This is a genomic window from Thiemannella venezuelensis (assembly GCF_014203605.1).
Lineage (GTDB): Bacteria > Actinomycetota > Actinomycetes > Streptosporangiales > Streptosporangiaceae > Planomonospora_A > Planomonospora_A venezuelensis.
The window spans coordinates 66119-86913 of the sequence record NZ_JACHJJ010000011.1; the positions used below are offsets into that span (position 1 = coordinate 66119).

15 protein-coding genes are annotated in these 20795 nt (G+C 73.0%); 11 read left to right on the forward strand and 4 right to left on the reverse strand.

The features are described from left to right. The first annotated feature begins 62 nt into the window (after positions 1–62). Positions 63–1304, forward strand: a complete 1242-nt coding sequence (locus FHS22_RS17640) for a class I SAM-dependent RNA methyltransferase (RefSeq protein WP_184943004.1) — start codon at positions 63–65, stop codon at positions 1302–1304. Here the strand turns inward: FHS22_RS17640 and FHS22_RS17645 are convergent. Further along, positions 1294–2379 carry a TetR/AcrR family transcriptional regulator gene (locus FHS22_RS17645; RefSeq protein ID WP_184943005.1) on the reverse strand — a complete coding sequence of 362 codons (1086 nt, stop codon included), beginning with the start codon at positions 2377–2379 and terminating at the stop codon, positions 1294–1296. The two genes, FHS22_RS17640 and FHS22_RS17645, sit on opposite strands and share 11 nt — an antisense overlap. Positions 2380–2623: 244 nt before the next feature. On the opposite strand from FHS22_RS17645, the gene clpX reads away from it, so the two are divergent. After that, a complete protein-coding gene (clpX, locus tag FHS22_RS17650; protein ID WP_184943007.1) occupies positions 2624–3919 on the forward strand; it encodes an ATP-dependent Clp protease ATP-binding subunit ClpX in 1296 nt (431 codons plus the stop codon). Between the two features lie 36 nt (positions 3920–3955). Here clpX and FHS22_RS17655 read toward each other — a convergent pair whose 3' ends face one another. Further along, a complete protein-coding gene (locus FHS22_RS17655) occupies positions 3956–5044 on the reverse strand; it encodes a glycoside hydrolase family 18 protein (protein ID WP_184943009.1) in 1089 nt (362 codons plus the stop codon). A gap of 149 nt (positions 5045–5193) precedes the next feature. Here FHS22_RS17655 and FHS22_RS17660 point away from each other — a divergent pair, with 149 nt between their 5' ends. The 5 genes from FHS22_RS17660 (at position 5194) to mug (ending at position 12764) form a co-directional block, all read left to right on the forward strand. After that, a complete protein-coding gene (locus tag FHS22_RS17660) occupies positions 5194–6117 on the forward strand; it encodes an LLM class F420-dependent oxidoreductase (protein WP_184943011.1) in 924 nt (307 codons plus the stop codon). Positions 6118–6273: 156 nt separating this feature from the next. Further along, positions 6274–7860, forward strand: coding sequence for a 3' terminal RNA ribose 2'-O-methyltransferase Hen1 (locus FHS22_RS17665; protein ID WP_184943013.1), 1587 nt, complete (start codon positions 6274–6276; stop codon positions 7858–7860). Then, complete coding sequence (locus tag FHS22_RS17670) at positions 7857–10538, forward strand: polynucleotide kinase-phosphatase (protein ID WP_184943014.1); 2682 nt, start codon at positions 7857–7859, stop codon at positions 10536–10538. The genes FHS22_RS17665 and FHS22_RS17670 overlap by 4 nt, the downstream gene beginning before the upstream one ends. A gap of 154 nt (positions 10539–10692) precedes the next feature. Beyond that, the gene (locus FHS22_RS17675) at positions 10693–12183 is read left to right on the forward strand and encodes a hypothetical protein (protein WP_184943016.1); all 1491 of its coding nucleotides are present in this window, start codon (positions 10693–10695) and stop codon (positions 12181–12183) included. A 29-nt stretch (positions 12184–12212) separates the two neighbouring features. After that, positions 12213–12764, forward strand: a complete 552-nt coding sequence (gene mug / locus FHS22_RS17680; RefSeq protein WP_184943018.1) for a G/U mismatch-specific DNA glycosylase — start codon at positions 12213–12215, stop codon at positions 12762–12764. A gap of 157 nt (positions 12765–12921) precedes the next feature. Here mug and FHS22_RS37355 read toward each other — a convergent pair whose 3' ends face one another. Next, a complete protein-coding gene (locus FHS22_RS37355; protein ID WP_221473762.1) occupies positions 12922–13488 on the reverse strand; it encodes a DUF1707 SHOCT-like domain-containing protein in 567 nt (188 codons plus the stop codon). A 138-nt stretch (positions 13489–13626) separates the two neighbouring features. After that, entirely contained in the window at positions 13627–14403 is a 777-nt protein-coding gene (locus FHS22_RS17690) for a PadR family transcriptional regulator (protein ID WP_184943020.1), read from the reverse strand. Between the two features lie 453 nt (positions 14404–14856). Between FHS22_RS17690 and FHS22_RS17695 the strand changes: the two genes are divergently transcribed. The 4 genes from FHS22_RS17695 to FHS22_RS17710 all read left to right on the forward strand — a co-directional run bounded on the left by FHS22_RS17695 (position 14857) and on the right by FHS22_RS17710 (position 20739). Further along, the gene (locus FHS22_RS17695) at positions 14857–15582 is read left to right on the forward strand and encodes a metal-dependent hydrolase (protein WP_260408029.1); all 726 of its coding nucleotides are present in this window, start codon (positions 14857–14859) and stop codon (positions 15580–15582) included. A 191-nt stretch (positions 15583–15773) separates the two neighbouring features. After that, positions 15774–18518: an aconitate hydratase AcnA gene (gene acnA / locus FHS22_RS17700; protein ID WP_184943024.1), complete on the forward strand. Its 2745-nt coding sequence runs from the start codon at positions 15774–15776 to the stop codon at positions 18516–18518. Positions 18519–18687: 169 nt separating this feature from the next. Next, positions 18688–19413: a sulfite exporter TauE/SafE family protein gene (locus FHS22_RS17705; RefSeq protein ID WP_184943025.1), complete on the forward strand. Its 726-nt coding sequence runs from the start codon at positions 18688–18690 to the stop codon at positions 19411–19413. Between the two features lie 204 nt (positions 19414–19617). Beyond that, on the forward strand, positions 19618–20739 hold the full coding sequence (locus FHS22_RS17710; RefSeq protein WP_184943027.1) for a sugar ABC transporter substrate-binding protein: 1122 nt from the start codon (positions 19618–19620) through the stop codon (positions 20737–20739). Positions 20740–20795: the final 56 nt, after the last annotated feature.

Here is a 20795-nt window from a genome sequence, read left to right on the forward strand (position 1 = left end):
ACAGACGACTCTGCGACGGCAGGGAGGCACGACACGACGGGACGTGGGGACGCATGGGGGCGATGGCGATGGAGCTGACGGTGGGACCGGTCGCGCACGGGGGCTGGTGCGTCGCCCGCCACGAGGGCCGGGTGGTGTTCGTACGGCACGCGCTCCCCGGTGAGCGCGTGCTGGCCGAGGTCACCGAGGAGACCGTGCGCTTCCTGCGGGCCGACGCCGTGGAGATCCTCGACGCCTCCCCGGACCGGGTCCCGGCGCCGTGCCCCTTCGCCGGCCCCGGCCGCTGCGGCGGCTGCGACTGGCAGCACGCCTCCCTGGAGGCGCAGCGGCGGCTGAAGACCGAGGTGGTGGCCGAGCAGCTGCGCCGCCTGGCCGGGATCGACTGGCAGGGCCGGGTCGAGGAGGTCCCCGGCGCCCCCGACGGCCTGGGCTGGCGCACCCGCGTGCAGTTCGCCGCCGACCGCGACGGGGTGCTGGGCCTGCGCCGCCACCGCTCCCACGACATCGAGCCGGTCGACGCCTGCCTGATCGCCCACCCCGAGGTGGAGAACGTCGGCGCCGAGGTCATGAACTGGCGCGGCGCCTCCACGGTCGAGGTCATCGCCTCCTCCGCGGGCGACCAGGCCGTCGTGGTGGCGCCCAAGCCCCGCCGTACGGTGGCCGTGCCCGACCTCGACGAGAGCGTGGCCGTCTTCGTCAACGAGGGCAGGGGCCGCACCCGCACGGTCCACGGCCGCCACCACGTCACCGAGCGCGTCGGCGAGCGCGACTTCCAGGTCACCGGGAGCGGCTTCTGGCAGGTCCACCCCGGGGCCGCCGCCACCCTGCTCGCCACCGTCATGGAGTTCGCCGACCCCAAGCCGGGGGAGTGGGCACTGGACCTCTACTGCGGCGTCGGCCTGTTCGCGGCGTCCCTGGCCGAGGCGGTCGGCCCGGACGGCGCCGTGTTCGGCGTCGAGTCCGAGTCCGTCGCGGTCCGCGACGCCGAGCGCAACCTCCGGGACCTGCCGCAGGCCCGGTTCGGCCGGGGCTTCGTGGAGAGCGCCCTGGACCGCTACGGGATCGAGCGCGCCGACCTGGTCGTCGTCGACCCGCCCCGCACCGGTCTCGGCCGCGAGGTCGCGGCCCGGATCGCCTCCCTGGAGGCCTCCCGCATCGTCTACGTCTCCTGCGACCCCGCCACCCTGGCCCGCGACCTCTCCTGGCTCGGGGAGCGCGGCTACCGCCTGGCCGAGCTGCGGGCCTACGACGCCTTCCCGATGACCAGCCACGTGGAGTCCGTCGCCCTGCTCGTCAGAGACTGACGCCCACCGCCGAGGCGGCCGCATGGCACGCGCCGCGGCCGTCGGCCCGGGCGACGATCCGGCCCGCCCCGACGCGGACGGCGGCCTCGGTGCCGTCGCTCACCGCGGGCACGCCCGCGGCCGCGGCGAGGGCGCCGGACGCGTCGTGGACCACCTGCAGGCGCGGCCAGGCCGGCGGCGGGAAGGCCTCGCGCAGGCAGGCGCAGAGCTCGGCGACGGCCAGCCGGGCGAGCGGGGCCAGCTCGCCGGGGTCGCCGGTGACCAGGACGACGGTGACCGCGGCGCCGGGGGGCGCGGCCCGCACCGCCTCCTCGGCGGCCTCGAGCCGGTGCAGGCCGAGGACCGCCACCACGCCGTCGTCCGTGAGCCGCGCGGGCTCGCCGCGGACGACGTCCAGGGCGGGCGGCGGTGACCACGGCTCGTCGGCGGGGCGCGCCCGCGGGACGTACGGCAGGTGCGGCGGCCGCCACTCGTCATCCAGATCGAGGTCCGCGAGCCCCTCGCAGGCGCCGACGACGTTGAAGGGCTCGACGAAGCCGGGTGCGGCGGCGGCCAGCTGGCTCGCGCCGTGCAGGGTCGTGAGCGCGGCCTCGGCCACGCGCACCAGGCGGCCGGAGGGCGCCCCCGGCGGGCGGAGCCGTTCCAGGGCCAGGCCGAGCAGGAGCGCGTCGAGCTTCATGAGCTGCGTGAACGGCCGCCGGGTCCGCTCGTCGGCGAGGACCTCGGACATCAGGTCCATGCCGAGCCGGGCCGGACCGCGCCGCTCGCCGGTGGCGAGGGGGAGCCGGGCGAGCCAGGCGCGGGCGAACGCGCCGAGCGCCTCGCGGGAGGTGCGGTGCGGCTCCGGGCGCGGCGGCTCGGGCGCCCGCTCGGCGAGGTCGGCCAGGACGGCGAAGTAGAGCGCCCGCTTGCCCGGGAAGTTGGAGTAGACCGCGCCGCGGGTGAGCGCGGCGCGGTCGGCGATGTCGTCTATCTTGGCGTCCCGGAAACCGTGCTCGGCGAACTCTTCCCCAGCGGCGGCCAGCACCTTGACCCGGTTGCGTTCCTGCAGTTCAGCCCTGCTGAGCCGGCCCATCGTCCTCCCCGCTCCGGGATCTCCCGTCCTGGCCCACGATATCCGGCGCCGAGCATATGATGAGACCATCTGATCGCATCATTCATAATCTGCAGTAACCATGACCGATGGCAGACCGGCTGCGAGCGGGGTCCTCCGGAGATCGCCCCGTGTCCGGCGTCGCCGTCCGTGACCCTCCGACCGCCAGGCCCGGCCTGGTCCCTGCGGGCCCCGGCCCGCACAACCGTTGAGGAGACGTTTCCGAGTGGCACGCATCGGTGGCGGCAACCTGCTGAAGTGCACGTTCTGCGGGAAGAGCCAGAAACAGGTCAGGAAGCTCATCGCGGGTCCGGCCGGCGTCTACATCTGCGACGAGTGCGTCGAGCTCTGCAACGAGCTCATCGCCGAGGAACTCGGCGAACCCTCCGAGAGCGGGCTGCGGGAGCTGCCGAGACCGCGGGAGATCTACGAGTTCCTCGAACAGTACGTCGTCGGGCAGGACGGCGCCAAGAAGACGCTCGCGGTGGCCGTCTACAACCACTACAAGCGCATCCGGTCGGGGGCCGGCGGGAGCGGGCGGCACGCGGGGAAGGAGGAGCCGGTCGAGCTCGGCAAGTCCAACATCCTGCTGATCGGCCCGACCGGCTCCGGCAAGACCTACCTCGTCCAGACACTCGCCAGGATGCTCGACGTCCCGTTCGCGATCGCCGACGCCACCGCGCTGACGGAGGCCGGCTACGTGGGCGAGGACGTCGAGAACATCCTGCTCAAGCTGATCCAGGCCGCCGACTACGACGTCAAGAAGGCCGAGACCGGCATCATCTACATCGACGAGATCGACAAGATCGCCCGCAAGAGCGAGAACCCGTCGATCACCCGCGACGTCTCGGGCGAGGGCGTGCAGCAGGCCCTGCTGAAGATGCTGGAGGGCACCACGGCGAGCGTGCCGCCGCAGGGCGGGCGCAAGCACCCGCAGCAGGAGTTCATCCAGATCGACACGGGCAAGGTGCTGTTCATCGTCGGCGGGGCGTTCGCCGGCCTCGAGAAGATCATCGAGCAGCGGACCGACCGCAGGGGCGCCGGGTTCGGCGCCGCGATCCGGACCCGGGAGGCGCGGGAGAAGGAGGACGTGTTCGCCGGCGTCATGCCCGGGGACCTGCTGAAGTTCGGGCTCATCCCCGAGCTCGTCGGCCGGCTCCCGGTGGTGTCGACCCTGCGGCCGCTGGACCGGACGGCGCTGGTCCGGATCCTGACCGAGCCGCGCAACGCCCTGATCAAGCAGTACCAGAAGCTCTTCGAGCTCGACGGCGTCGAGCTCGAGTTCGCCGAGGACGCCGTCGGCGCGATCGCCGACCAGGCGCTGCTGCGCCGTACCGGTGCCCGGGCGACCCGCGCGATCCTCGAAGAGGTCCTGCTCGACGTGATGTACGAGGTGCCGAGCCGGGACGACGTGGCCCGCGTCGTGATCGACCGCGACACCGTCCTCGACAACGTCAACCCCACCCTGGTCCCGCGCGAGCGGTCCGATCGCACGTGGGAGCGCCCGGAGAAGTCCGCCTGAGGAGGCGGGCCCCGGGCCCCGGCGTCGGCCGGAGCGCTACAGGGGAGGCGCCGACAGCAGGCGGACGACCTCGGGATCGGGTGCGGCGCCCCGGGTGGAGAGCCAGGCCAGGTGGTTGCGGGCGGCGAAGGCGACCATCTTCCGGGCATCGGCCGGAGAGAGGCTCTCCGGGCCGGCCAGGACGGAGGTCAGCGCGATCCTGCCCTCGGTGACGGGCTCGGCCAGGGCCTCGGCGACCTGGGGCCGGGCGGCGCGGACGGCCGAGGCGACGGGGCGCAGACGGCTCTGGCCGGCGGACGCGGGCCTGATCGGGACGAGCAGGTTGACGACGGAGATCCGCACGCCCGCCTCCCGGGTGGCCCGGAGCATCATCTGGTCCCGCGGGGCCAGGCCCGTCTCGGTCGCCGGGAGGGTGAAGCCCACCGCGAGAGACCGGCCGCCCTCCCGCGCCTCCTCCTGCAGTGCCGTGATCGCCTCGGCGCGGCGCAGGACGGTCTCGTCGTCGGCGGAGTCCTGGACCTCGAAGTCGAGGTAGGCGGCGCCGAAGTCGCCCACGGCCTTGCGGTAGGCGGCGGTCAGGGTGGCGGGGACGGCGCAGGCGCCGGAGAGCTCCCGGCCGGTCGGGCCGCCGAAGACGAGGCCCGCGACGCCGCCGGCCGCCCGCAGGCGGTCCAGCCGGCCGGGGACCGGGTCGCCGCCCTGCCCCTGCCGCCCGCCCCACCGCAGGGTGCAGCCGTCCCGTCCGGCGGTGAGATGGCCCAGGGCGAACCAGCGCGCGCCGTCCTGCGGGTCGGCGGCCGAGGGCAGGCCGAAGAGCGGGGTGCGGGCGGCGTCGACGAACGTCACGAAGCCCGACGGGCCTCCGGCGGCGGGAGCGGCGGCGCCGGAGTCGGCGACCCGCTCGGCCGCGGGCCGGCCCGCGGGCGGGGCGGTCGCGGCGCCGAGGCGTTCGGGGCGCGCGGCCCGGGCGGGCCCGGCCCACTCGTCGGCCTCGGCGGGCAGCAGCCAGACCGCGGCGCCGGTCGTGGCGGCGAGCAGGATGGCGGCGAGCGCGACGAGGGAGCGGGGCGGGGTGCCCGGCTCGCGGGCGTGACGGGCGGCGGGGCGGGCTGTCGCCGTCGGCATCTGTCTCCACCCTCTCCACGGCGCCGTCTGATCGCTTTGGGTATCCGGTCCGCTACCTAGCGCACCGGAGTCTCGAACGTTAGCAAGCGCTCCCGCCGTACCGCGAGCTTTCCGCGGACGCCGTCCGGAGTGCCCGGATAATAGGGCCCATGAAGTTGAGGATCTTCACTGAACCGCAGCAGGGCGGCACCTACGACGAGCTGCTGGCGGTTGCGCGGGCCGCGGAGCGGCTGGGGTTCGACGCCTTCTTCCGCTCCGACCACTACATGCGCATCGGGCCGGGCGATCCCGGCCCCGGATCCACCGACGCCTGGGTGACCCTGGCGGGCCTGGCGAGGGAGACCTCCACGATCAGGCTCGGGACGCTGGTCACCCCCGCCACCTTCCGGCTGCCCGGCGCGCTGGCGATCAGCGTGGCCCAGGTGGACCGGATGAGCGGCGGCCGGGCCGAGCTGGGCCTGGGCACCGGCTGGTTCGACGCCGAGCACATCGCGTACGGGATCCCGTTCCCGCCGGTCAGTGAGCGGTTCGCCCGGTTCGAGGAGCAACTGGAGATCCTCACCGGGCTCTGGACCACGCCCGCGGGCAAGACCTTCTCCTTCGAGGGCTCCCACTACCGGCTCGCCGACTCGCCGGCGCTGCCCAAGCCCGCGCAGAGCCCCAGGCCGCCGATCATCATCGGCGGGTTCGGCGCCCGGCGGACCCCGGCGCTGGCCGCCCGCTTCGCCGACGAGTACAACGTGCCGTTCCGCACGCTCGGCGACACGGCCGGGGCCTTCGACCGGGTCCGCCGGGCGTGCGAGGAGCGGGACCGGTCCTCGATCGTGCTCTCCGCCGCGCAGACCGTCTGCGTCGGCGCCGACGACGCCGAGATCGCGCGCCGGGCCGGGGTGATCGGGCAGGATCCGGCCGCGCTGCGCGACAGCGGGCTGGCGGGCACCCCCGCCGAGGTGGCCGAGAAGATCGGGAGGTTCGCCGAGCTGGGCGCCGAGCGGATCTACCTCCAGGTGCTGGACCTGGGCGACCTGGACCACCTGGAGCTCATCGCCGCCGAGGTCCTGCCGCACGTGTAGGGGAGGACCGGCCGGGGACCGCGGGCTCCCCGGCCGCCGCACCCGGGCCGGACCCCGGGGCGTCCGGTCCGGGAGGGCGGCCGGGTCCCTCCCGGCGCCGCGCCGGGAACGGATAATCACTGGTCGGGCAGATCGGGCTGGGACATACTTTCCCGGGTGTTGCTCACCATCTCCACGACCCTGCGGCCCGCCACCGACCTCGGCTACCTGCTGCACAAGCATCCGGACCGGGTCCAGGAGTTCGGCCAGTCGTACGGCACGGCCCGCGTCTTCTACCCGGAGGCGAGCGAGGAGCGCTGCACGGCGGCGCTGATGCTCGACGTCGACCCGGTGCGCCTGGTGCGCTCGCGCGGACGCTCGACGCCCGACTACGCCCTGGGGCAGTACGTCAACGACCGGCCGTACGCGGCCTCGTCGCTGCTGGCCGGCGCGCTGGCGGACGTCTTCCGCACGGCCCGCGCGGGCCGCTGCGCGAGCCGTCCCGAGCTCGCGGCCGGGCCGGTCCCCCTGGAGATCACGCTGCCCGCGCTGCCCTGCCGGGGCGGCCCCGAGCTGGCGCACCGGCTGTTCGAGCCGCTGGGCTGGGCGGTCGAGGCACGGGCCGTACCGCTGGACGAGGGGTTCCCCGAGTGGGGGGACTCCCGCTACGTGCGGCTGGCGCTGCGCGGCGAGGTCCGGCTGGCCGACGCGCTCAACCAGCTCTACGTGCTGCTGCCCGTCCTGGACGACGCCAAGCACTACTGGATCGCCCCCGACGAGGTGGACAAGCTCATCCGCGCGGGCGAGTCCTGGCTGGCCGCCCACCCGGAGCGGGGCCTGATCACCCGCCGCTACCTCGGCCGCCGCTGGGCTCTCGCCCGTACGGCCTTCGCCCGCCTGGCCGAGCTCGGCGACGACGTCGAGGAGGATCTGGAGCCGCCCGTCGAGGAGGATCCGGAGCCGTCCCGGGAAGAGGGCGCGGAGCCGCCGGCGGAAGAGCCGTCCGCCACGGCGGCGGAGGAGCCCGCCGGGCCCCGCGATGAGGCGGGGCCCCGGGTCGGGGCTGTGGAGTCCGGGGCTGTGGAGTCCGGGGCTGTGGAGTCCGGGACTGTGGAGCCCGGGACTGTGGAGCCCGGGACTGTGGAGCCTGGGGCGAAGCGGCCGCTGAACGCGGTGCGGCGGGAGGCGGTGGCAGGCGTGCTCCGCGAACTGGGGGCGCACACGGTCATCGACCTGGGCTGCGGCACCGGGCAGCTGGTCGGGGCGCTGCTGGCCGACCCGGCCTTCACCAGGGTCGCGGGCACGGACGTGTCGGCGCACGCGCTGACCGTCGCCGCCAGGAAGCTCAGGCTCGACCGCATGCCCGACCGGCAGCGGGAGCGGCTGGAGCTGTTCCAGGGGGCGCTGACCTACACCGACGACCGGTTCGCCGGATACGACGCCGCCGTCCTCATGGAGGTCGTCGAGCACGTCGACCTCCCCCGGCTCCCGGCGCTGGAGCGGGTGGTCTTCGGCGCGGCCCGTCCCGGGCACGTCGTCGTCACCACGCCCAACGCCGAGTACAACGTCCGCTACGAGTTCCTGACGGGCATGCGCCACCCCGACCACCGGTTCGAGTGGACCCGGGCCGAGTTCGCGGCCTGGGCGGCGAAGGTCTGCGACGAGTACCGCTACACCGTCGCCTTCCGCCCCGTCGGGGACGACGACCCCGAGCTGGGCCCGCCCACGCAGATGGCCGTCTTCACCCTGGGAGGGACCCGATGACCGAGACCGCCGTGCCCGAGGACGGAGGGGACGACCTCGCCCGGGCCGTTCCGGAGACGGGAGACCCCGCGACCGGGGCCGCCGCGCCGGCCGCGACCGAGATCGCCGTTCCGGCGATGTCGCTGGTCGTGCTCGTCGGGGTGTCCGGGAGCGGGAAGTCGACCTTCGCGCGCAGGCACTTCGCGCCGACCCAGGTGATCTCCTCCGACTTCTGCCGGGGCCTGGTCGCCGACGACGAGAACGACCAGGCGGCCACGCCGGACGCCTTCGACGTGCTCCACTACATCGTCCGCACCCGCCTGCGGCGGGGCCTGCTCACCGTCGTGGACGCCACCAACGTGCAGTGGGAGGCGCGCAGGCAGCTGATCGACCTGGCCAAGTCGGAGAACGTCCTGGTCGACGCGGTCGTCCTCGACGTCCCGGAGGAGGTCGCGATCGCCCGCAACGAGGCCAGGCCCGACCGGGACTTCGGGCCGCAGGTGGTACGGCGCCAGCGCAAGGACCTGAGGCGCTCCCTGGGGAAGATCTCCCGGGACGGCTTCCGCCGGGTCCACGTGCTGCGCGGGGTGGAGCAGATCGAGGCCGCCGCGGTCGTCACGGAGAAGGCGTGGACCGACCGGCGCGAGCTGACCGGGCCGTTCGACATCATCGGCGACGTGCACGGCTGCCGCGCCGAGCTCGAGGCGCTCCTGCGCAAGCTCGGCTGGGAGGTCACGCCGGCCGGTGCCAGCCACCCCGAGGGCCGCACGGCGGTGTTCGTCGGCGACCTGGTGGACCGGGGACCGGACACGCCGGGAGTGCTCCGGCTGGTCATGGGCATGGTCGCGGCCGGGACCGCGCTGTGCGTGTCGGGCAACCACGAGCAGAAGCTCGCCCGCGCGCTCAACGGCCGCAAGGTGCGCGTCGCGCACGGCCTGCAGGAGTCGCTCGACCAGCTCTCCGCCGAGCCCGAGGAGTTCCGCACCGCCGCGCTGGCCTTCATGGACGGGCTGATCAGCCACTACCAGCTCGACGGCGGCGGGCTCGTCGTCGCGCACGCCGGGCTGAAGGAGGCCTACCACGGCCGCGCCTCGGGCCGGGTGCGCTCCTTCGCGCTGTACGGCGACACCACCGGCGAGACCGACGAGTACGGCCTGCCGGTCCGCTACCCCTGGGCACGCGAGTACCGCGGCCGGGCCATGGTCGTCTACGGGCACACGCCGGTCCCCGAACCGGAGTGGATCAACAACACGATCTGCCTGGACACCGGCGTGGTCTTCGGCGGGAGGCTGACCGCGCTGCGCTACCCGAGCAGGGAGATCGTCTCGGTGCCCGCCGAGAAGGTCTGGTACGAGCCGGTCAAGCCGTTCGCGGCCCCCGGCCACCGCGACCCGGAGACCCTCTCCATCGACGACGTGCGGGGCACCAGGCACATCGAGGTGCGCTACGGCGGCGGGCGGATCAAGGTCAGGGAGGAGAACTCCGCCGCCGCTCTGGAGATCATGAGCCGGTTCGCGGTGGACCCGCGCTGGCTGGTCTACCTGCCGCCGACCATGGCACCGCCGGAGACCTCCCGGCTGGACGGCCACCTGGAGCACCCGGCCGAGGCGTTCGCCGAGTTCGCCGCGGCGGGAGTGGGCCGGGTGGTGTGCGAGGAGAAGCACATGGGCTCGCGGGCGGTGGCCGTACTGGCCAGGACCCCCGAGGCCGCGGCGGCGCGGTTCGGGGTCGAGGACGGGAGCGCGGGCGCGGTCTACACCCGCACCGGGCGGCCGTTCTTCGACGACGCGGCGGTCATCGGCGCGCTCGTCGACCGGCTCCGGTCGGCGTGCGCGCCGCTCATGGACGAGCTGGGCTCGGACTGGCTGGTGCTCGACTGCGAGCTGCTGCCCTGGTCGGCCAAGGCGGAGGGGCTGATCCGCAACCAGTACGCCTCGGTGGGCGCGGCGGCCCGCACCGCGCTGCCGGAGACGATCGCGGCACTGGAGGCGGCGGCCGGGCGCGGTCTGGGTGTGGGCGGTCTGCTGGACCGCACCCGACGCCGCCTGGACAACGCTGCCCGGTTCAGGGACGCCTATGCGCGCTACTGCTGGCCGGTCTCCGGCCTGGAGGGCCTGCGGGTGGCGCCGTTCCAGATCCTGGCGTGCGAGGGCCGGGCGACCGCCGCGACCGAGCCGCACTCCTGGCACCTGGAGGCGCTGTCGCGGCTGGAGGACCCGCTGATCGCGCCCACCCGCCACGTCTACGTGGACCTGGACTCGGAGGAGTCGAGGCAGGCGGCGACCGTGTGGTGGGAGGCGCTGACCGCCGAGGGCGGCGAGGGCATGGTCGTCAAGCCGCTCACCGCCCCCGCCGGCCCCGCCGGATCCACCGCGCCGCCGGGCCGTACCGGAGCGAGCGGGCCGGAGGGCGAGGCGGAGCCGCGGCCGGTGGAGGTCCGCCCGGGCCGGGTGCAGCCGGGGATCAAGGTCCGCGGGCGGGAGTACCTGCGGATCATCTACGGCCCCGACTACACCGAGAGCCTGGACGTGCTGCGCAACCGCTTCCTCGGCCGCAAGCGCTCCCTGGCGCTGCGCGAGCACGCGCTCGGGCTGGAGGCGCTGTCCCGGCTGGCCGAGGGGGAGCCGCTCTGGCGCGTGCACGAGGCGGTCTTCGCCGTCCTCGCCCTGGAGTCCGAGCCGGTGGACCCCCGGCTCTGAGCGCGCGGGCCCGTACGGACATCTCGTGTCCGTACGGGCCCGCGCCGGGTACGGCCGGGCGCGGCGGCTGCGAGGACGCGTTCCCCCGGTACGGCCCCAGGCGCGCGCTGCCGGTTGATTTGCGGCTTTTGTCGGCGGTGTGAAGGATGCGGGGATGATCTCCCCCAGCCTGTTCCGGCAGCGGGCCTTCCTGCTGTTCTTCCTGGGCCTCCTCGTCCTCGGGGCGGCCACTTACCTCCTGACGACCGTGCTCACCGACTACGTGACGGACACGTTCACAAGGGACGACTTCGTGTCCGCCGAGAGCGCTTCGCCCCGCACCGTGCTGTTGCTGGCCGTGCTGCTGCTGCCAGCGGTGCTGACCCTCCCCGTCGGCGTGGTGGTCGACCGGGTGCGCCGCGGGCCGCTGCTGGTGGCCGTGGGCCTGCTGAGCGCGGTGCTGCTGGCCTCGATCCTGGGCGCGGCCTGGCTGGAGATGAAGACCCTGGTGCACTTCGCGGCGGTGAGCGCGGTGCTGATGCTGCTCGGGGTCGCCGGGCAGCTCGGTGGAGAGGCCCACCTGCCGGCCGTCGCCGGGCGTGACCGGCTCGTCCCGGCCAACGCCGTGCTGTTCGCCGTCTCGGCGGGCCTCCCGCTCGCGCTCGACTACCTGCCGGTCGCCAGAGCAGGGGCGGCGGGCAGGGCCGATGGGTGGATCCGGCAGGTGGGCGAAGACGGGGCGGAGGGCGTTCCCGCGCTGGTGGTGCTCGCCGTCGTCGCCGTGCTGTTCATGGTCGCGGCGCTGCTGTTCCGCGGGGTCGGCGTCGCCGAGGAGCCGCCGGTCCTGAAGGCGTCGCCGTCCTCCGGGACCGATGTCCCCGGGGAGTCGGCGGGACTGTGGACGTCCCTGTGGCGGGAGCTGGCCGAGGGCGTGCGCTTCACGCTGACCCATCCGGTGGTCAAGGCGATCGTCCTGTATCTGGTGCTGTCCGCACTGGCCGAGGCGGTGGCCGAGGAGGTCGGGGAGGAGCTGTCCGTCCCCGACGGCCTGGGGTGGGAATGGATGCTGTTCCAGGGGTCGCCCTTCGTCGGAGCCCTGCTGGCCGTGCTGCTGCACCGGCGGTTCGGGGCTCTCCGGCTGGCCTGGCTGGCCGTGCTGGTGACCCAGCCGTTCACGCTCCTGGTCGCGTTGGGCGGGACGGCCTGGGGCGCGTTCTGGAACCTGGTCGGCACGTCCGTCCCGTACGTGGGATCGACGATCACCCTGGTCGCGCTGCTCAGCCACCGTCAGGCGATCACACCGGATCGGCTGCTGGGCCGGACGGGCGCCACGCTGCTCCTGATCACCGGTCTGGTGATGGTCCCTGCGGCGTTCCTGGCGAGCCTCGTGGCCCCCGAGGGTCCGCTGAGGTTCGGCGGGTCCATCGTGGCGGGTGAGGAGGTGGGTATGGCGGAGGCGCTGCCCGGCCTGGCGCTGGCCACGGTGCTGGCGCTCGCCGCCGCCGTACCGCTGATGAGGCTCCGGGCCGGGGACGGTGAGGAGCGGCGCGCGGTGATGGCCGGAGGCGGAGCGGGGCACGACGGCGCGGGCGGTGCCGTCCGGGAACAGGGCGGCCCGGAAGACGCGGGCCGGGGAGACCGGGAAGAGGGAGACCGGGATGAGTGAAAGCCGTCCGGGAGGGGAGGGAAGCGGTCATGCCTCCGACGAGAGCCGAGCTTGAGGCCGCCAAGGACCTGGTCATCGAGGACGTCCTGGGACCCGGGCTGGAGGTGCTGTTCTGCGGCATCAACCCGGGCCTGTACTCGGCCGCCACCGGGCACCACTTCGCCCGGCCGGGCAACCGCTTCTGGCCCGCCCTGCACCGGTCCGGCTTCACGCCCCGCCTGCTCTCCCCGGCCGAGCAGGACCTGCTGCCCTCCTTCGGGCTGGGCATCACCAACGTGGTGCCCCGGGCCACCGCGCAGGCCGCCGAGCTGTCGGCGGAGGAGTTCCGGCAGGGCGGGGTACGGCTGGCGCGGCTGGTCGCAGAGGTCCGGCCCCGGGTGCTGGCGGTGGCGGGGGTGACGGCCTACCGGACCGCGTTCGGGCGGCCGAAGGCCGCGATCGGGCCGCAGGAGGAGCGGGTCGGCGAGGCGCCGGTCTGGGTGCTGCCCAACCCCAGCGGCCTGAACGCCCACTGGACGCTGGAGCGGATCGCGGGGGAGCTGCGGCGGCTCCGCGAGTCCCTGGGACGGCCCCCGCTCTGACCGCGCCCCGTCCCGTCCGGCCGCCCCGTCCCGTCCGGCCGCCCCGTCCCGTCCGGCCGCCCCGTCCCGTCCGGCCGCCCCGTCCCGTCCGGCCGCCCCGCCCCGTCCCGCCGCCCCGCCCCGTCCCGCCCGGCCCGGAACCGGAGAACGGCCCGGCTCAGAACGCGCCGGACCGGCCGGCCCGCCGGGCGTGGCCGCGGTGGTGGAGCACCCGGAACAGGGTCATCACCAGCCAGGCGAGGAAGACGAACTTGAGCACGCCGAACCCGGCGAACGCCACCCCGGCGACCAGGAGCACGAACAGCAGCGGCGCCAGGGGCGGCGGCCCGCCCCGGTGGGCCGTCGGATGCCGGTGCCCCGGCGGCCGGGACCCGTGCGGCCCGGCCGCGTGCCGCCGCCAGGCCTCGCGGCGCTCCGCCCGCAGCTCCGCCCTCCACTCGGCCCGCCAGCCGGTCCTCAGGTCCGGCCGGCCACCCGTCCGGCGGGCGCGCGGGCCGTCCCCGCCCACGCCGTACGGCCCCGCCGGGGAGGCGGCGCCGTACAGGTCGGGGAGGTTCTCCTGGGCCAGGGCCAGCTCACGCCCGGTACGGGCGGACAGGGTCAGGCCGAGGCGCTCGTCGAGCTCCTCGTGGGTCAGGCGGCCCTGGGCGTAGTGCTCGCGCAGGGCCGCCATCGCCGCGTCGCGTTCCACGTCCCCGATACGGAGATCGCCGTGAGAGGTCATGCCTTCTCCTCGTATCCCGAGATTCCCTGATGGATGGCGCTTTTTGATGATCTGGGCCCATCGCGACCGGCGGCCCGGCCGGTGGGCGGCGGAGGCGGCGGGTGGCCGGCCCGTGCCGGACGCTCACCCGCCGGGCGCTCACTCCTCCCCGGGGTCGCCCTCGGCGAGGATCTGGTAGAGCTTGCGCCGCGTCTCGACCAGTTGCTGCCTGGCCTGGCGGATCTGCGCCTCGCTGCCGGTCTGCAGGATCTGGAGCATGGCGAAGCCGGACTGGCGGGCCAGGTCCATCAGCTCCCAGGTGCCCTCGTCGACGTTGGGCGTCATCTCCTCCCACGGCGCGCGCACCTCGTCGGGGTGCTCGGTGACGTAGGCCCGGCCCGCGTCGGTGAGCCGGAAGGTCTTGCGGCCGTCGTTCTCCTCCGACAGGACCAGGCCCTCGTCGGTGAGCTGCTGGAGCGCGGGGTAGACCGCGCCGGGGCTGGGCTTCCAGCCGCCCTGGCTGCGCTCGGCGATCTCCTGGATGATCTGGTAGCCGTTGCGCGGCTCCTCGGAGAGCAGCGCCAGGATCGCGGCGCGGACGTCGCCCCGCTTCGCCTTGCGCCCCCGGCCGAACGGCGGGCGTCCGCCGCCGCGGCCGGGGCCGCTCCAGGGGCCGCGTCCCCAGTCCCACGGGAAGCCGCTGCCGAAGGGGCCGCCGCCGAACGGGCCGCCGCCTCGGGGACCGCCGCGGTGCCGGCGGTCGTGCGGGCCGCCCTCGGGCGGGACGCGCGGGCCGCGGTGCGCGTACGGACCGTCCTCATGCCGGCTCTCGGCCATGGTGCGCCAGACCTCCCTGGCGGCGCGCTTCATCTCACGGCGGATCTGGTGCGGGTGCGCTCCCGGCCACCGGCCGCCCATCGCGTGTGCGGATGTCATGTCGTCCTCCTGTGTTCACGATCGACCTTCGATCGCTCTCGATTCTTCAAAGATATATCGACAGTATTCTGAAGGCAAGGCTTCGTCCGGATCGTTTCTGACTTCACCCGGTCACAGTGAGTAAGATTCTGGTGGCCGGAAAAAATAAGTGAGATAGATCACTGGATTCTCGCCGGTTTTCGGAACAAGCACCGAGACCTAGGCGTTACAAATGACATAGACGGGATTCGTTCCGCGCGGGAAGGGCTGGGGGGTGCTTTCGGCGCGGAACGGTCCCGTCTGTCGTTCCTCCCCCGTGTCCGTCTGGATGCGGGGGATTTTTTCGTCTCGGGCCCCGGGCGGAGGAATCCCTGCCCTCGCGTCGTCACGGGGCAGAATGGTGCTGCCCCCTGCGGGACAGGGCTTTGCCGTACAGTCGATCACTGTGATCGTGATGGTGGTGGTTGAGCGTTGATGGGGCACACGCACGCGCTGACGGGGGCGATCGCCTGGCTCGGGGTGGCCCCGGCGCTCGCCGCGCTGCCGCTGCTGACCGAGTCCTCCAGGTTCGTCGAGACCGGCGTCATGGTGAACGCGCTGAGTCCGGCCGAGTTCGTCGCCGGGGCCCTGGTCTGCGCCGGGGCCGCGATGCTGCCGGACCTCGACCATCCCAGCGCGACGATCGCGCAGACCTTCGGCCCGGTCACCTGGGCGCTGAGCAAGGCGGTCAACTGGCTGGCCGGCGGGCACCGGCACGCCACCCACTCGCTGCTGTTCGCGGTCGGCGCCGGGTTCGGCGCCCACTATCTGGCCACCAGCCAGCCGATCGGCCGGGACGTCCTGGTCGTGCTGCTGATCGGCCTGGCGCTGCGGGCGATCGGGATCGGGATCCCGGGCAAGAAGTTCGCCTCGGCGATGGTGAACATCGCCATGACGGCGGGGCTGTTCGCGGTGTTCCGCTCCGACGGCGTGGGCTACGCCTGGCTGGGGCTGGCGGTCGCGGTCGGCTGCCTGGTGCACGTGGTGGGGGACTGCTGCACCGAGAAGGGCTGCCCGGTCCTGTGGCCGATGAAGCAGCGCTGGCTGCTCCCCTGGAAGATCGGGATCAAGACGGGCCGCGCCTTCGAGCAGAAGTTTCTCGCGCCGGTACTTTCCGTCGTCGTTCTCGGGCTGCTCTACTGGCGCCTCGCCCCCATCTGACCATACTGGTGAGTAACTTGATGTCGAGATATCCGGCGGGATATCTTGATGTCGAGACAACCGCTGCAACCGGCCGCGAAAGCCCAGTTAGGCATACCTAACTGACACGGGCGCTCCGGCGGTGCGGCAGGATTCAGTTGCGCCTTCTGCAAGGGCGCGCCAGACGACATGGGTGATGAGGGAGGCGAATCGTGTCCGCGAACAGCTTCGGCAGCCGTGACACGCTCCGCGTCGGTGACGCGGCTTACGAGATCTACCGGCTGGACGCCGTCGAGGGGTCGGGACGCCTCCCGTACAGCCTGAAGATCCTGCTGGAGAACCTGCTCCGCACCGAGGACGGCGCGAACATCACCGCCGACCACATCCGGGCGCTGGGCCAGTGGGACCCGTCCGCCGCGCCGAGCGTGGAGATCCAGTTCACCCCGGCCCGAGTGATCATGCAGGACTTCACCGGCGTGCCCTGCGTCGTGGACCTGGCCACCATGCGCGAGGCCGTCCGCGACCTCGGCGGCGACCCGGCCAGGATCAACCCGCTGGCTCCGGCCGAGATGGTCATCGACCACTCGGTCATCGTCGACTTCTTCGGCGGCCCGGACTCCTTCCGGCGCAACGTCGAGCGGGAGTACGAGCGCAACCGCGAGCGCTACCAGTTCCTGCGCTGGGGCCAGACCGCCTTCGACGAGTTCAAGGTCGTCCCGCCGGGCACCGGCATCGTGCACCAGGTGAACATCGAGCACCTCGCCCGCGTGGTCATGATCCGCGACGGCAAGGCCTACCCCGACACCTGCGTCGGCACCGACTCCCACACCACGATGGAGAACGGCATCGGTGTGCTCGGCTGGGGCGTCGGCGGCATCGAGGCCGAGGCCGCGATGCTCGGCCAGCCGATCTCCATGCTGATCCCGCGCGTGGTCGGCTTCAAGCTGACGGGCAAGCTCCCGGCCGGGGCCACCGCCACCGACCTGGTGCTCACCATCACCGAGATGCTGCGCAAGCACGGCGTCGTCGGCAAGTTCGTCGAGTTCTACGGCGAGGGCGTCTCCAGCGTGCCGCTGGCCAACCGCGCCACCATCGGCAACATGAGCCCCGAGTTCGGCTCGACCTGCGCGATCTTCCCGATCGACGGCGAGACGATCACCTACCTGAGGCTCACCGGCCGCTCCGACGAGCAGGTCGCGCTGACCGAGGCCTACGCCAAGGCTCAGGGCCTGTGGCTGGACCCGTCGGCCGAGGAGCCGGTCTTCTCCGAGTACATCGAGCTGGACCTGGCCACCGTGGTCCCGTCGATCGCCGGTCCCAAGCGCCCGCAGGACCGCATCGCGCTGTCGGCGGCCAAGGAGACCTGGCGCCGCGACGTGCGCAACTACGTCGCCGACTTCGACGGCGACGGGGTGGACGAGGCCAGCCAGGAGAGCTTCCCGGCCTCCGACGCCCCGGCCTCCAACGCCCGCGCCGAGGGCCTGCGCCCGCACAAGCCGGTCGCGGTCACGCTGGCCGACGGCACGGGCTTCGAGATCGACCACGGCGTGGTCACCATCGCGGCCATCACGAGCTGCACCAACACCTCCAACCCGTACGTCATGATGGGCGCCGCCCTGCTGGCCAGGAACGCGGTGGAGAAGGGCCTGACCCGCAAGCCGTGGGTCAAGACCTCGCTGGCCCCCGGCTCCCAGGTCGTCACCGGCTACTTCGAGCGCTCGGGCCTGCAGCCGTACCTCGACAAGATCGGCTTCAACCTGGTCGGCTACGGCTGCACCACCTGCATCGGCAACTCCGGCCCGCTGGACGAGGAGATCTCGGCCGCCATCCAGGAGAACGACCTCGCCGTCACCGCGGTGCTCTCCGGCAACCGCAACTTCGAGGGCCGGATCAACCCCGACGTCAAGATGAACTACCTGGCCTCGCCGCCGCTGGTGGTCGCCTACGCGCTCGCGGGCACCATGGACCTCGACCTGAACACCGAGCCGCTCGGCACCGGCGCCGACGGCGAGCCGGTCTTCCTCAAGGACATCTGGCCCTCGCCGGAGGAGGTCTCCGAGGTCGTCGGCGCCTCGATCGACCAGGACATGTTCCTGCGCGACTACGCCGACGTGTTCAAGGGCGACGAGACCTGGCAGTCGCTGCCGATCCCGACCGGCGACACCTTCGAGTGGGACCCGGCCTCGACCTACGTCCGCAAGGCCCCCTACTTCGACGGCATGCCCGCCCAGCCGGAGCCCGTCACCGACATCACCGGCGCCCGGGTGCTGGCCAAGCTCGGCGACTCGGTCACCACCGACCACATCTCCCCGGCCGGCTCCATCAAGCCGGGCACCCCGGCCGCGGAGTACCTGCGCGCCAACGGCGTCGAGGTCAAGGACTTCAACTCCTACGGCTCCCGCCGCGGCAACCACGAGGTGATGATCCGCGGCACCTTCGCCAACATCCGCCTGAAGAACCTGCTGCTCGACGGCGTGGAGGGCGGCTACACCCGCGACTTCACCGTCGAGGGCGCCCCGCAGAGCTTCATCTACGACGCCTCGGCCAACTACCAGGCCGCGGGCATCCCGCTCGTCGTCCTGGCCGGCAAGGAGTACGGCTCCGGCTCCTCGCGCGACTGGGCGGCCAAGGGCACCGCGCTGCTCGGCGTCCGCGCCGTCATCGCCGAGTCCTACGAGCGTATCCACCGCTCCAACCTGATCGGCATGGGCGTGCTGCCGCTGCAGTTCCCCGAGGGCGAGACCGCGGCCTCGCTGGGCCTGACCGGTGAGGAGACCTTCGACATCACCGGTGTCGAGGAGCTCAACAAGGGCGGCATCCCGCGCACCGTGACCGTGAGGGCCGGTGAGAAGGAGTTCCAGGCGGTCGTGCGCATCGACACGCCGGGCGAGGCCGACTACTACCGGCACGGCGGCATCATGCAGTACGTCCTGCGCTCCCTGCTCGCCAAGGGCTGAGCCGGAGGACGCGGAAACGGGACCGCCCGGCGAACCTTCGCCGGGCGGTCCCGCCTTTTCCCCGTCCGGCCGCCCCGGGGCGCGGCCGGACGGCGCGGCCCCGCGGGAGCACGCCCGGTGACGGGTGCGCGAGGGCGGGGCGTGAGGCCCCGGGACTACGGTCTCGTCCATGGGCGATGAAGTTTTCGTACTTGTTCTGGCTGGTCTATCGGTTTTTGCGGGGGCGGTCGTCCAGGGGGCGGTCGGGTTCGGGCTGGGCCTGGTGGCGGCACCGATGATCACTATGCTGGCGCCCTCCGCGATGCCGGGAGCCATCCAGGTCGTGAACGTCACCCTGCCGCTGTTCACCCTCCTGGCGGAGTGGCGCAGGGTGGACTGGCGCGGGCTCGGCTTCGGGCTGCTGGGCAGGCTGCCGGGCACCCTCCTGGGCGGCCTGGTGGTCCTCTACGTCTCCACGCGGGCGCTGGGCGTCCTGGTGGGCGTGATGGTGCTGGCGGCGGTGGCGCTCACCGCGCGGGCGGCGGCCGTGCCGCGCAACCCGGCGACCCTGGCCGGCGCCGGGTTCGTCTCGGGGGTCACCGGCACCGCGACCGGGATCGGCGGGCCGCCGATGGCACTGGTCTACCAGGACGCCAAGGGCCCCCAGATCAGGGCCACCCTCGCGATGTTCTTCTTCCTCAGCGCCGCGCAGTCGCTGGCCGTCCTCGCCCTCCTGGACCGGTTGCCGGCGCGGGCGGTGGTGTTCGGGGCGACGCTGATCCCCTGCCTGGTCCTGGGCTTCCTGGTCTCGGGGCCGCTGCGCCGCTACCTCGACGGAGGACGTGTCAGGGCCGGGATCCTGGTGGTGGCCGCGCTCTCCGCCCTGGCGCTGATCGTACGCGGCACCCTCGGTTAAGGCCGCGTTTCTGGATTGTTACCGCCGACAACAAACTTTACCTGCTGAGGGTCTGGTGTTCCTGGCCAGTGCGGAATACGTTGCCGCAAACAACATTCAACGGTACGGCGAGCCGCAACCCGGCGGGCCGTACCGGTGAACTCGGCATGCCGCACTTCCCGACCCCCCACTTCTCGAAGTTCTCGAAGAAAGGACCCGTGCACCATGCGCAAGGGGATCCTCAGCCTGACCGCCGCCGCCGCGGCGATGACCCTCGGTCTCACCGCCTGCGGGGGAGAGGGCGGCGACACCGGCGCCCAGACCAGCGCCGCTCCGTCCGGTGCGGCGAGCCAGCCCGCGGCCGGCAAGGTCGGCGTCATCCTGCCGGACAGCAAGTCCTCCGCCCGCTGGGAGACCGCGGACCGCAAGTACCTGGAGGAGGCGTTCAAGGCCGCGGGCGTGGCCTACGACATCCAGAACGCCCAGGGCGACAAGAACCAGTTCCAGACCATCGCCGACCAGATGATCACCAACGGGGCCACCGTCCTGATGATCGTCAACCTGGACAGCGGCACCGGCAAGGCCGTGCTCGACAAGGCCAAGGCGCAGGGCGTGGCCACCATCGACTACGACCGCCTCACCCTGAACGGCGGCGCCTCCTACTACGTGAGCTTCGACAACACCAAGGTCGGCACCCTGCAGGGTGAGGGCCTGGTGAAGTGCCTCACCGACAAGAAGGCCGAGAAGCCGATCGTCGCCGAGCTCAACGGCTCGCCGACCGACAACAACGCCACGCTGTTCAAGAACGGCTACGACGGCGTGCTCAAGGCCAAGTACGACTCGGGCGAGTACGTCAAGGGCCCGGACCAGTCGGTTCCGGACTGGGACAACGCCCAGGCGGGCACGATCTTCGAGCAGATGCTCACCGAGCAGCCGAAGATCGCCGGCGTGCTGGCCGCCAACGACGGCCTCGGCAACGCCGCCATCACGGTGCTGAAGAAGAACAACCTCAACGGCAAGGTCCCGGTCACCGGCCAGGACGCCACCGTGCAGGGCCTGCAGAACATCCTCGCCGGCGACCAGTGCATGACGGTCTACAAGGCGATCAAGAAGGAGGCCGACGCGGCGGCCGCGCTCGCCATCGGCCTGGCCAAGGGCGAGAAGCCCGCGGCGAGCGGCTCGGTCAAGGACACCGAGAGCGGCGCCGACGTTCCCGCCGTCCTGCTCGACCCGCAGGCGATCTTCTTCGAGAACGTCAAGGACGTCGTCGCCGACGGCTTCGTGACCAAGGAAGAGCTGTGCACCGGCGACTTCGCCGCCAAGTGCACCGAGGCCGGAATCCAGTAACGCGCCGTGGGGTACGGCCGGCCACCCCTCCGCCGGCCGTACCCCCGCCCCCGAGG